This is a genomic window from Streptomyces sp. LARHCF249 (assembly GCF_052871255.1).
Map to the genome: position 1 here is coordinate 143,715 of NZ_JBIXJQ010000007.1, position 12,142 is coordinate 155,856.

14 protein-coding genes are annotated in these 12,142 nt (G+C 72.3%); 7 read left to right on the plus strand and 7 right to left on the minus strand.

Annotation, left to right across the window (positions count from 1 at the left end):
• Positions 1-224 precede the first annotated feature (224 nt).
• From ACIPUC_RS21615 to ACIPUC_RS21630, 4 genes are all read left to right on the plus strand, one after another.
• Positions 225-809, plus strand: coding sequence for a suppressor of fused domain protein (locus ACIPUC_RS21615; protein WP_446591381.1), 585 nt, complete (start codon positions 225-227; stop codon positions 807-809).
• A gap of 58 nt (positions 810-867) precedes the next feature.
• Positions 868-1,512, plus strand: coding sequence for a DUF6758 family protein (locus ACIPUC_RS21620; RefSeq protein WP_446591383.1), 645 nt, complete (start codon positions 868-870; stop codon positions 1,510-1,512).
• Between the two features lie 115 nt (positions 1,513-1,627).
• Entirely contained in the window at positions 1,628-2,491 is an 864-nt protein-coding gene (locus ACIPUC_RS21625) for a PHP domain-containing protein (protein ID WP_446591385.1), read from the plus strand.
• Between the two features lie 83 nt (positions 2,492-2,574).
• Positions 2,575-3,180: a MarC family protein gene (locus tag ACIPUC_RS21630; protein WP_446591387.1), complete on the plus strand. Its 606-nt coding sequence runs from the start codon at positions 2,575-2,577 to the stop codon at positions 3,178-3,180.
• 92 nt (positions 3,181-3,272) lie between these two features.
• Here the strand turns inward: ACIPUC_RS21630 and ACIPUC_RS21635 are convergent, their stop codons facing one another.
• From ACIPUC_RS21635 to ACIPUC_RS21645, 3 genes are all read right to left on the minus strand, one after another.
• Positions 3,273-3,425, minus strand: a complete 153-nt coding sequence (locus tag ACIPUC_RS21635; protein WP_215149874.1) for a hypothetical protein — start codon at positions 3,423-3,425, stop codon at positions 3,273-3,275.
• 92 nt (positions 3,426-3,517) lie between these two features.
• Complete coding sequence (locus ACIPUC_RS21640) at positions 3,518-4,378, minus strand: alpha/beta fold hydrolase (RefSeq protein ID WP_446591389.1); 861 nt, start codon at positions 4,376-4,378, stop codon at positions 3,518-3,520.
• A 102-nt stretch (positions 4,379-4,480) separates the two neighbouring features.
• Entirely contained in the window at positions 4,481-6,406 is a 1,926-nt protein-coding gene (locus tag ACIPUC_RS21645; RefSeq protein WP_446591391.1) for a DEAD/DEAH box helicase, read from the minus strand.
• 474 nt (positions 6,407-6,880) lie between these two features.
• Here ACIPUC_RS21645 and ACIPUC_RS21650 point away from each other — a divergent pair, with 474 nt between their 5' ends.
• The gene (locus tag ACIPUC_RS21650) at positions 6,881-7,639 is read left to right on the plus strand and encodes a ferritin-like fold-containing protein (protein WP_446591393.1); all 759 of its coding nucleotides are present in this window, start codon (positions 6,881-6,883) and stop codon (positions 7,637-7,639) included.
• Between the two features lie 88 nt (positions 7,640-7,727).
• Here the strand turns inward: ACIPUC_RS21650 and ACIPUC_RS21655 are convergent, their stop codons facing one another.
• From ACIPUC_RS21655 to ACIPUC_RS21670, 4 genes are all read right to left on the minus strand, one after another.
• Complete coding sequence (locus tag ACIPUC_RS21655; protein WP_446591395.1) at positions 7,728-8,030, minus strand: hypothetical protein; 303 nt, start codon at positions 8,028-8,030, stop codon at positions 7,728-7,730.
• A 131-nt stretch (positions 8,031-8,161) separates the two neighbouring features.
• On the minus strand, positions 8,162-8,389 hold the full coding sequence (locus ACIPUC_RS21660) for a DUF3107 domain-containing protein (protein ID WP_069921827.1): 228 nt from the start codon (positions 8,387-8,389) through the stop codon (positions 8,162-8,164).
• Between the two features lie 134 nt (positions 8,390-8,523).
• Positions 8,524-9,186: a TetR/AcrR family transcriptional regulator gene (locus tag ACIPUC_RS21665; RefSeq protein WP_446591397.1), complete on the minus strand. Its 663-nt coding sequence runs from the start codon at positions 9,184-9,186 to the stop codon at positions 8,524-8,526.
• A gap of 126 nt (positions 9,187-9,312) precedes the next feature.
• Positions 9,313-9,531 carry a hypothetical protein gene (locus ACIPUC_RS21670; RefSeq protein WP_446591399.1) on the minus strand — a complete coding sequence of 73 codons (219 nt, stop codon included), beginning with the start codon at positions 9,529-9,531 and terminating at the stop codon, positions 9,313-9,315.
• Between the two features lie 130 nt (positions 9,532-9,661).
• On the opposite strand from ACIPUC_RS21670, the gene ACIPUC_RS21675 reads away from it, so the two are divergent.
• Positions 9,662-10,630, plus strand: coding sequence for an alpha/beta fold hydrolase (locus ACIPUC_RS21675; protein WP_446591401.1), 969 nt, complete (start codon positions 9,662-9,664; stop codon positions 10,628-10,630).
• A gap of 5 nt (positions 10,631-10,635) precedes the next feature.
• Positions 10,636-12,000 (plus strand): DUF3152 domain-containing protein, encoded by a 1,365-nt coding sequence (locus tag ACIPUC_RS21680; protein WP_446591403.1) that lies wholly within the window; start codon positions 10,636-10,638, stop codon positions 11,998-12,000.
• The last annotated feature ends 142 nt before the right edge of the window (positions 12,001-12,142 follow it).

Consider the following 12,142-nt stretch of genomic DNA (forward strand, 5'->3'; position numbering starts at 1 on the left):
AGCGGAAGAGCGATTGGTACTGCACGATCGACTTCGATCCATCGCAGCCCCACCTCCTCCGGCCGGTCCCCCGTGGGGGACGTCCTGTCGCGGGGGCCCGCCGCTTCACACAACATGCCATCAGCGGTTCTTCAGCGCGACCCCGACCAGCTGTCAACAGTATCAGCCGACGGATGGTCAAGAGACGTCCTTTACCCGGCTGATACGAGTTCTATGCTCGCTCCATGGCAGAAATTCTGGCCCTCGTGGAGGCTCGGCTGCGCACCGCGTTCGGCGTACCCGACGCACGCGCCGCCGTCACCTTCCTGGGCACCGACCGCATCGAGGTACTCCGTTTCGCCGAGGGCGACCTCGTGCGGTACGCGACCCTCGGGATGTCCGCGCACCCGATGACCGATCCGACCGCCGTGGTCGCCGACCCCGTCCGCGGTCCGCGCGCCGAGCTGGTGCTGACCGTAAGGGGCGGACTGGCGCCCACCGACAAACTGCTCAAGCCGCTCGCGGTACTGGCCGCCTCCCCGCAGGTGGAGGGGCTGATCGTGGCCCCCGGCGCCTCGCTGGAAGTGGGCGAACCCCTCTGGGAGGGCGCGCCGTTCAGCTCCGTCCTGGTGGGGGAGCCGGGGGGTCTGGTGGAGGACCTCGAGCTGGACGAGCCCATGGAACCGGTGCGCTTCCTCCCCCTCCTTCCCATGACGGCGAACGAGGCCGCGTGGAAACGCGTGCACGGGGCAGCCGCTCTCCAGGAACGCTGGCTCGCGCGCGGCACGGATCTGCGGGATCCTCTGCGTACCGCAGTCGCACTGGACTGAGCCCGGACGGGTGATCGCGTCTTGACGGCGCGCCGGGCGGGGAGGAGCGTGGCTTCTTATGAGGGGCGAACCAAGTTGCCCGAAGTGCGGTGGCCGGGTCAGAGCGCCCGGTCTCTTCTCCGACTCCTGGCAGTGCGGGGTGCACGGTGCTGTCTACCCTCTGCAACCGGTGATCCCGCCCAGCGTCGAAGGCCTGAGCGTGGTCGCGCACCGGACGCAGGTGCCGGTGTGGATGCCGTGGCCGCTGCCGGTGGGGTGGCTGTTCACCGGGGTCGCCTCCGCCGGCGACGACCGCAGCGGGGGCCGGGCGACGGCCGTGGCCTGCTCGGGTCCCGGCCCGCTGGGCGGCATGGGTGAGCTCCTGCTGGTCGCCGAGGAGCTGGGAGTGGGCCTCGGCGCGCGGTTCGCGGGCATCGACGGCCCGGATCCCGGCCCGCACATCGACGTATCGGCGCCGCCGCACGCCAAGGTGGTCGCGGCGGGCCGCCCCACACCGCTGTGGCACCTGAACGGAGCCCCCGACGACCGGGCCGTCTTCGCGGGCGAGGCGCGGGGCCTGTGGCTCTGGGCGATCGTCTGGCCGGAGCAGTCCGGCCTCCTGATGTACGACGAGCTCGTCCTCACCGACCTCCGCGACGCGGGAGCCGAGATCGAGCTCCTGCCGTGCGGGGCGCTGAGCCCGCGCATCCTGGGACCCGGCTAGGCAGTCAAGATCCGAAAGAGACGGCCCGGAGCCGCGGGCCCGCTGCTCAGGGGGGCCTCCGGCACGGTTATCCTGGAGTGCCCCCCTTCCGTACCACCACCCCTGGAGCCCGGCTGTGCGCATCGACCTGCACACCCACTCCACGGCTTCCGACGGTACGGACACCCCCGCCGAGCTGGTGCGCAATGCCGCCGGGGCGGGGCTGGACGTGGTCGCGCTGACCGACCACGACACCGTGCGGGGATACGCCGAGGCCATCGCCGCGCTGCCGGCCGGGCTGACGCTGGTGACCGGGGCCGAGCTGTCCTGCCGGCTCGACGGGGTCGGGCTGCACATGCTCGCGTACCTCTTCGACCCGGAGGAGCCGGAGCTGGCCCGCGAGCGGGAACTCGTGCGGGACGACCGCACCCCCCGCGCCCAAGCCATGATCGGCAAGCTCCAGGCGCTCGGCGTGGACGTCACCTGGGAGCAGGTGGCCCGGATCGCCGGTGACGGCTCGGTGGGGCGGCCGCACATCGCGACCGCGCTGGTCGAGCTGGGCGTCGTCCCCACCGTCTCGGACGCCTTCACGCCCGACTGGCTCGCCGACGGCGGCCGCGCGTACGCGCAGAAGCACGAACTCGACCCCTTCGACGCCATCCGCCTGGTCAAGGCGGCCGGCGGCGTCACGGTCTTCGCCCACCCCGCCGCCGTCAAGCGCGGCGAGTGCGTGCCCGAGGCCGCGATAGCCGAGCTGGCGGCCGCGGGCCTGGACGGCATCGAGGTGGACCACATGGACCACGACACCGACACCCGCGCGCGGCTGCGCGGCCTGGCGGCGGACCTCGGACTGCTGACCACCGGCTCCAGCGACTACCACGGCAGCCGCAAGACCTGCCGGCTCGGGGAGTACACGACCGACCCCGAGATCTACGGCGAGATCACGCGCCGCGCGACCGGGGCCTTCCCGGTGCCCGGCGCCGGCGGACGCGAGGGCTAGCGAGCCCCGGGCTCCGCTCCACCCGTCCCACCCTTTTCTCTGCGCGTTCTTTTCGCGACACCCCTCTCCTGCAAGGCATCACTGTGTTCGATTTCGCCGTCTTCGGATCCCTTTTTCTCACGCTTTTTGTGATTATGGACCCCCCGGGGATCACGCCGATCTTCCTCGCCCTGACCTCCGGGCGCCCCGCCAAGGTGCAGCGCAAGATGGCGTGGCAGGCCGTCTGCGTGGCCTTCGGCGTCATCGCCGTCTTCGGGATCTGCGGCCAGCAGATCCTGGACTACCTGCACGTCTCCGTCCCGGCGCTGATGATCGCCGGTGGTCTGCTGCTCCTGCTCATCGCGCTCGACCTGCTCACCGGCAAGACCGACGAGCCCAAGCAGACCAAGGACGTCAATGTCGCCCTCGTCCCGCTGGGCATGCCGCTGCTGGCCGGTCCCGGTGCGATCGTGTCCGTGATCCTGGCCGTGCAGAAGGCCGACGGGATCGGCGGCCAGGTCTCGGTCTGGTGCGCGATCATCGCCATGCACGTCGTGCTGTGGCTGACCATGCGCTACTCGCTGGTGATCATCCGGGTCATCCGGGACGGCGGCGTGGTCCTGGTGACGCGGCTCGCCGGCATGATGCTCTCCGCGATCGCCGTCCAGCAGATCATCAACGGCGTGCTCCAGATCGTGCGCGGCGCCTGACGCGCCCGGCGCCCCCGTCCGCCGCGGACGTGCGAACGCCCCCGCACCGGTCCGGTGTGGGGGCGTCGACGTCCGTGCGGTGTGTCAGGGCGTCAGCAGGACGCCGTCTCAGCCGGTCGGATCAGAATGCGCTGGCCGACTGCCGCGGCCTGCTGCACGATCCGGTTGACGGAGGCCGCGTCCACGACGGTGCTGTCCACGGCGCTTCCGTCGACATCGTCCAGGCGCAGAATCTCGAAGCGCATGGGGCTTCTCCCTTCGTCAGTGTTCTCCTTGCGTAGTCATAACGAAGTGTAGACGGCAAACATTCCCTACGCTAAGGAAATTTTTTCACTCGCTAACTACTGGCGCGGCGGGAGTCCCAGAACGCAGCCAGCGCACCCGCCGTGACCTGCGGGTTCTCCGCGTTCGGGGAGTGCTCGGCGCCGTGGACCACCACCCGCGAAGCGGCCAGGCGGTCCGCCATGTCGTCCATCAGCGGCACCGGCCAGGCGTAGTCCACCGCTCCGGACAGCACCAGCTTGGGGAGCGGGACGGCCGCCAGCTCCGCGACCCGGTCCGGCTCGCCGATCAGTACCCGGCCGGTCGCGATCAGCTGCTCGGGGACGGTGGCCAGCCACCGCTCGCGCAGGAACCGCGCCAGCTCCGGCGCGTCCGGAACGGCGTCCGCGGGATCCTGGGCGCGCATCGCCTCCCACACCGCCGGCATGTCCTCGCGCAGCATCTCCAGGGCCCCGACCAGCAGCTTCGTACGAGCCTGCTGCTCCTCGGAGATCGCGGCGGGCCCACTGCTCATCAGCGTGAGCGAGGCGAAGGGGGAGGCGTCGCGGAGCACGGCGGCGCGCGAGACCAGCCCGCCGAGGGAGTGCCCGACCAAGTGGACCGGGCCCGCGTCCAGCGCGGCGGCCTGCGCGAGGACGTCCCGCGCCAGTTCGTCCAGGGCGTACGCGGACTCCTCGCGCGGGCCCGGGCTCTCGTACTGGCCGCGCCCGTCGACGGCGACGACGCGGTAACCGGCGTCGGCCAGCGGCTCCAGGAGGGCGATGAAGTCCTCCTTGCTGCCCGTGAACCCGGGGACCAGCAGGGCGGTCCCGCGCACGGGCGCACCCGCCTCGTGGACGGCGAACGCGCCACGGGCGGTGTCGAGGAGGTACGCGCGGGCGCGCGGGGGCAGGGTGAGGCGCGGCGGCTTGCTCATACGGCTCACGTTACTGGCCGGTCGGCACCTCGGTTCCGGGGGACGGCCGATACGCCGATGGCCCGGCCCCCCTGACGGGGAGCCGGGCCATCGCAACGGTGCTTACGCCTCCGGAGCGGCCGCGGCCTTGCGGGTGCGGGTGCGCTTCGGCTTGGCCGGGGCCTCCTCGGCCACCGCGGCGGCCGGAGCCTGCGGAGCGGCCTCGGCGACCTTGCGGGTCCGGGTGCGGGTGGCGCGGGCCTTGACCGGCTCCACGGGCGGGGCCATCTGGAAGTCCGGCTCCGGGGCCGCCTCGGCGACCTTGCGGGTCCGGGTGCGGGCGGTGCGGGCCTTGACCGGCTCCACGGGCGGGGCCATCTGGAAGTCCGGCTCCGGAGCGGCCTCGGCGACCTTGCGGGTCCGGGTGCGCTTCGGCTTGACCGGCGCTTCCTCGGCCGGGGCCTCGACCACGGCCGCCTCGGCGACCGCGGCGACGGCCTTGCGGGTGCGGGTGCGCTTCGGCTGGGCCGGAGCCTCCTCGGCCACCGCGGCCGCAGCGGCCTCGACGACCGGAGCCGCCACGGCGGCCGGAGCGCCCTCGACGACCGACACGGCCTCGACGGCCTGGGCCGGCACCGCGCCCACACGGGTGCGGCGGCGGCGCGGACGGCGCGGCTCGTCGGCGGCCGGAGCCTGCGCAGCCTCGGCCGCGGGAGCGACGGCAGCGGCCTCGGAGTCCAGCTCCGTGCCACCACGGGTACGGCGGCGCTGACGCGGCGTACGGGTACGCGCGGGGCGCTCCTCCGTCACCACGGCGGCGGCAGCCGGGCCGCGGCCGCCACGGCCACCGCGGCCGCCGGTCTCGCCCAGGTCCTCGAGGTCCTCGGCCTTCAGGCCGGCCCGCGTGCGCTCGGCGCGCGGCAGGACGCCCTTGGTGCCGGCCGGGATGTTCATCTCCTCGAACAGGTGCGGCGACGTGGAGTACGTCTCGACCGGGTCGTGGAAGTCCAGCTCCAGCGCCTTGTTGATCAGCTGCCAGCGCGGGATGTCGTCCCAGTCGACCAGCGTGACGGCGATGCCCTTGTTGCCGGCGCGGCCGGTACGGCCCACGCGGTGCAGGAAGGTCTTCTCGTCCTCGGGCGTCTGGTAGTTGATGACGTGGGTCACACCCTCGACATCGATACCGCGCGCGGCGACGTCGGTGCACACCAGCACGTCGACCTTGCCGTTGCGGAACGCGCGCAGCGCCTGCTCGCGCGCACCCTGGCCCAGGTCGCCGTGGACGGCGCCGGAGGCGAAGCCGCGCTTCTCCAGCTGCTCGGCGATGTCAGCCGCCGTGCGCTTGGTACGGCAGAAGATCATGGCCAGGCCACGGCCCTCGGCCTGCAGGATGCGGGAGACGAGCTCCGGCTTGTCCATGTTGTGCGCACGGAAGACGTGCTGCTTGATGTTGGCGACCGTCGCGCCCTCGCCGTCCTCGGAGACGGCGCGGATGTGCGTCGGCTGCGACATGTACCGGCGGGCCAGACCGATGACCGCGCCCGGCATGGTCGCCGAGAACAGCATGGTCTGACGCTTGGGCGGCAGGTAGTTCATGATCTTCTCGACGTCGGGCAGGAAGCCCAGGTCGAGCATCTCGTCGGCCTCGTCGAGGACCAGCGCGCGGATGTGCGACAGGTCCAGCTTCTTCTGGCCGGCCAGGTCGAGCAGGCGGCCCGGGGTGCCGACGATGATGTCGACGCCCTTCTTGAGCGCCTCGACCTGGGGCTCGTACGCGCGGCCGCCGTATATGGCGAGGACGCGGACGTTGCGGACCTTGCCCGCGGTCAGGAGGTCGTTCGTGACCTGGGTGCACAGCTCGCGGGTCGGAACCACCACGAGGGCCTGCGGGGCGTCGGTCAGCTGCTCGGGCTTGGCCCGGCCCGCCTCGACGTCCGCGGGGACGGTGACCCGCTCCAGCAGCGGAAGGCCGAAACCGAGCGTCTTGCCGGTTCCGGTCTTGGCCTGGCCGATGACGTCCGTGCCGGAAAGGGCGACGGGGAGGGTCATCTCCTGGATCGGGAAGGGGGACACGATGCCGACGGCCTCAAGGGCTTCGGCGGTCTCGGGGAGAATCCCGAGGTCTCGGAACGTAGTCAGGGTGCTGCCTCTTCTGTGAGACGCGGCCCGAGGCGGCGAAGGGGGTCGTACCGTGCCTGGCTATGCCGTACTGCTACGTACGAAGCTGCGCGGGACCACTGCCGTCGCTCAAGCGCTCGTGCCGCTGAGGGGGCCCCTCGTGCGGGGAGGCACGCATCGCGTGCACACCACACCATTGAGGGCGGTCGGTTTGGAGCCGATCGGGCCACCGACCGGGCATCCTCATTCGGATGGCCCGCCGAGTATCCGGCAGGCGCATTACCACTGTACCCCGGAATCGCGCAGCTGTGTCGGGCGAATTCATCACCGCGGCGCGTTTAGGCAGACCGGCAGTGACCAGGAGTGGTGACGTGAGGCGCCATTCGGCGGGCTATTGTGCGGAGCATGTCGACCGTAGAAAACGCCACGCCCTCCGACGACGGCACGCCCGCCGAAGCCGCGGGCATCGCCGCCCAGGACTGGGCGGCCGCTTCCGCCTCGCCGCAGTACCGGGCCGCCGTCGTGGACCTGCTCGGCGCGCTCGCGTACGGAGAGCTCGCGGCCTTCGAGCGCCTCGCGGAGGACGCGAAGCTCGCGCCCACCCTCGACGACAAGGCCGAGCTCGCCGCCATGGCCTCCGCCGAGTTCCACCACTTCGAGCGGCTGCGCGACCGGCTCGCGGCGATCGACGCCGAGCCCACCGCCGCCATGGAGCCCTTCGCCAAGGGCGTGGACGACTTCCACCGCCAGACCGCGCCGTCGGACTGGCTGGAGGGCCTGGTCAAGGCCTACGTCGGCGACTCGATCGCCAGCGACTTCTACCGCGAGGTCGCCAGCCACCTGGACACCGACACCCGCGCCCTCGTGCTCGGCGTGCTCGACGACACCGGCCACGGCAACTTCGCCGTCGAGAAGGTCCGCGCCGCCATCGAGGCGGACCCGCGCTGCGGCGGCCGCCTCGCGCTGTGGGCCCGCCGGCTGATGGGTGAGGCCCTCTCGCAGGCCCAGCGCGTGGTCGCCGAGCGCGACGCGCTCTCCACCATGCTCGTCGGCGGAGTCGACGGGATGGCCGCCGGCTTCGACCTCGCGGCCGTCGGCGAGATGTTCACCCGGATCACCAAGGCGCACACCAAGCGGATGGCGGCCCTCGGCCTCGCCGCGTAACACCTGACGCCTGACGTACGAAGGCCCCGGCACGGAATCATCCGCGCCGGGGCCTTCGTACGTCAGGGGTCGGCTCGTGCGTCAGGGGTCAGCCCCGGGTCGGGACCGAAAACGGAGTCCTGTGCGAGGGCCTGCGGGGCCCGGAGGCCGGCCGGAGCAGCAGGGACAGCACCACCGCCGACACCAGCACGGCCCCGACGAAGGTCGCGGTCAGGGTGTTGTGCCCCGGGCCGAGTGCGAAGTGCGTCAGATAGGCCCCGAACAGCGCCCCGAGCACCCCGCTGACCAGCACCACGCGCAGGGAGGGCAGCCGGCGGGCGAGCACGCGCGCGGCTGTCGCGGACAGGGCCAGGCCCAGCAGGGCAGAGCCGAGCACTTCCATCAGCAGCATGAAGTCCCTCCCACACATCAGGGCAAACGCCGTCACTGCCGTCCTACCCGAAGCGGAAGACACGGAAACGGCCCGGTGGATTCAACCACCGGGCCGTTTCAGACAGTTCTCGGCACGTCAGGTGCCACGCGTCAGAGCGCTCCGAAGCCGACCTTGCGCGTGCTCGGCTCGCCCAGGTCGACGTACGACAGGCGGTCGGACGGCACCAGGACCTTGCGGCCCTTGGTGTCGGTGAGGCTGAGCAGCGGCGCCGTGCCGGACAGCGCGGCAGCGACGATGCTCTCCAGCTCCTCGGCGCTCAGGTCGCTCTCCAGCACGATCTCCCGGGGTGCGTGCTGCACGCCGATCTTGACCTCCACGGCTTTGTCCCTCCGACGGTCCGGTTCGCGCGATCAGCCGCGCCGTACGCGGTCCACATTAGCCCGGAGAGGGGACGGGAACCGCGCGCAGCGGACACGCTCGCAGCGAACAGCGCACGCGGCCGTCCGGCGGCTCAGCCCTCGGAGCCCTGCTCGCCGCCCTGCTCGCTGCCGTGCAGCGGGAAGCCCGCGATACCGCGCCAGGCCAGCGACGTCAGCAGCCCCACCGCCGTGTCCCGGGCGACCGGGCTCTCGCTGGACAGCCAGTAGCGGGCCACCACCTGGGAGACCCCGCCCAGCCCCACGGCCAGCAGCATCGACTCGTCCTTGGACAGGCCGGTGTCCTCGGCGATCACGTCGGAGATGGCCTCGGCGCACTGGAGCGAGACCCGGTCGACGCGCTCGCGCACGGCCGGCTCGTTCGTCAGGTCGGACTCGAAGACCAGCCGGAAGGCGCCGCCCTCGTCCTCCACGTACGCGAAGTAGGCGTCCATCGTCGCGGCCACGCGCAGCTTGTTGTCGGTCGTCGACGCGAGCGCCGTGCGCACGGCGAGCAGCAGGGCCTCGCAGTGCTGGTCCAGCAGCGCCAGGTAGAGGTCGAGCTTGCCGGGGAAGTGCTGGTACAGCACCGGCTTGCTCACGCCGGCCCGCTCGGCGATGTCGTCCATGGCCGCGGCGTGGTAACCCTGCGCGACGAAGACCTCCTGCGCAGCGCCCAGCAGCTGGTTGCGCCGGGCCCGGCGCGGCAGTCGCGTGCCCCGCGGACGCGCTGCCTCGGTCTGCTCGATGGCTGTCACGCCGCCTCCCACTTTCTCTAAGAACACAGTGCGCTCTGCGCCGCGCCGCCATCGTACTTTTCGGTAACCGAATCTGGTGGGTTCAAGCCGAGTTTTCTCGCGGTACGGACCGGTCGGACGTGCTGGTCAGCGGTAGTCGTCGTCGTCCATCGGCACCACCCTGGCCTGCTCCACGGCGTCGCCGTCATTGGCCTCGCCGCGATCCACCCCGGTGACGCGGTCGTCGTCCTGCGACGGCTCCACCTCCGTCAGCTGCTCCGCCAGGTCCGCCTCGGGCGCCTCGGGGTCGATCACTTCCGGAATCGGCTCCCGGAAGGTGTCCGGCTCCGCAGGGTCGACAGTCATACCGCTCCCCTCGCTTCCTTGTGTTCACTACGAGCCTAGGAGGCTTGCGGATACCCCGCTATACGGATCGCCATGCGGCTGTGACCGCGAACACAAGAAGACCGGCGTGATCGTCTCGTAACATTGCCGCATGTCTTCGACCGAGCTGCCGGGTGTACGGTCCACCGCCGAGCCGTCCGCCCTGGCGGGAGCGGTCCGGGTGGCCGAGGGAGAGCAGCTGCGCACCGTCGCGCTGCCCGGGCTGGAACTGGCCGTCCGCGTGCGCCCGCCCGTCCGTACGGACCTGCCGCCCGCCCTGTTCGTCCACGGACTCGGCGGTTCCTCGCAGAACTGGTCGGAGCTCATGGGGCGGCTGGCGGACACCGTCGACGGCGAGGCCCTCGACCTGCCCGGCTTCGGCTGGTCCCCGCCGCCCGCCGACAAGGACTACTCCGTCACGGCGTTCGCCCGCGCGGTCATCCGGTACCTCGACGCCGCCGGGCGCGGGCCGGTCCACCTCTTCGGGAACTCCCTCGGCGGCGCCGTCTCCACCCGCGTCGCCGCCGTCCGGCCCGACCTCGTGCACACCCTCACGCTGGTCTCGCCCGCGCTGCCCGAACTGCGCGTGCAGAAGTCGGCCGTGCCGACCGCGCTGCTCGCCGTACCGGGGATGGCCGCGCTGCTGGGCCGGGTCGCGCAGGGCCTGACCGCCGAACAGCGCACCCGGGGGGTGACGGAGCTCTGCTACGGGGACCCCTCGCGGGTGACGCCGGAAGGGTTCCGCAACGCGGTCGAGGAGATGGAGCGGCGGATGGCCCTGCCGTACTTCTGGGAGTCGCTGACCCGCTCCTCGCGCGGCATCGTCGACGCCTACACCCTCGGCGGCCAGCACGGACTGTGGCGGCAGGCACAGCGGGTACTCGCACCGACGCTGCTGGTCTACGGTGGCAGGGACCAGCTCGTCTCGTACCGTATGGCGCACAGGGCGGCCGCTGCCTTCCGGGGCTCGCGGCTGCTGTGCCTGCCCGAGGCCGGGCACGTGGCGATGATGGAGTACCCCGAGGTGGTCGCCGCCGCCTTCCGGGACCTGCTCCGGGACACCGAAGACGGCAGAGGCTGAGGACCGTGGGACGACATAGTCGCAAGGCGCCCGCGCCTGCTCCGGCGCCCGCTCCGGCCGCTGCCCCTCAGCCGTACGAGCAGCCGCACGAAGAGTCGTACGGGCCCTCGTACGAGCAGTCGTACCGGCAGCCCTACGCGCGGCCGCCGGTGTACGAGGAACGCACCCGGCAGTGGCCCGAAACCACCGTCACCCACCAGGGCTACGTGTCCGAGGAGGGGCCCGTCCCCGGCGGCCACCCCCAGCAGCACGAGCCCGGCGGCGCCTGGGGAGCCGGATCCGGCTCCGTGTACGGGGACTGGCGCGGGGTCCCGCGCGCCCGGACCGCGACCGCCCTGCTGGACGGCGAGACCCCGGCCTACGGCACCCCCGCGGTCGGCTTCCCGCAGGTCACCCCGGCTCCGCCGGTCGCCGAGCCCGTCCCGGGCCCGGTCCCCGGCCTCGACCTCGACCCCGTCACCTCCACCGGTTCGCACCGCCGCGTGCCCGGCCCGCGCAAGCCGGCCGACGCCCCCGTGGACCCGGAGCGGCCCGGCTCCAGCCGCGGCACGAAGGTCCGCACCTACGCCGGCATGGCCGCCGCCGCCGTCACCACCGTCCTCGCCGTCGTCGTCGCGGTGCAGGTGGCCTCGGACGGCGAGACCGTCCAGCACGGCACGCTCACGGCCACCGACGACGGCCGGGCCGACGGGGCCGCCTCCCGTTCCGACGAGCGCCCGGCGCCGGAGGCGCCCGCGCAGGCACCCGCGCCCGCGCCCGCGCCGGAGCTCACGTACGAGCAGAAGATGGCCCAGCGGCTGCCGATCGACGAGAAGTTCACCGGCTCCGGCGCCTTCGACACCGTGCCGGGCGTGGCCAAGGCCCCCGGCAAGGGCAGGCTCGTGCGCTACCGGGTCGACGTGGAGCAGGGCCTGGGCCTGGACCCGCAGCTGTTCGCCGAGGCCGTGCACCGCACGCTCAACGACGACCGCAGCTGGGCCCACCGCGGTGCGATGACCTTCGAGCGGGTGCCGGGCGGCGAGGCCGACTTCGTGATCACCCTCGCCAGCCCCGGGACCACCGGCAAGTGGTGCGCCAAGTCCGGACTGGACACCACCATCGACAACGTCTCCTGCGACTCCGCGGCGACCGACCGGGTGATGCTCAACGCCTACCGCTGGGCGCAGGGCTCCGCCACCTTCGGGCCGGACCAGATGCTGGCCTACCGTCAGATGCTCATCAACCACGAGGTCGGCCACCGGCTCGGGAACGGCCACGTGAGCTGCCGCACGCCGGGCGCGCCCGCCCCGATCATGCAGCAGCAGACCAAGTCGCTCGACATCGACGGCATCCAGTGCAAGCCCAACCCCTGGGTGTTCCCCGGCAGTTGACCGCCGGCTTACGCGTAGCGCGCTCGAACGCGAACCGTACGGGAAAGTTACGACTCTTCACCCCTTCCGGTGGCGGGGCGGGCCACCCGCCGGCCCCCCCTCCGCCGCAACCCGTGATGTGTTACGCCGCGGGGCGGCGGCC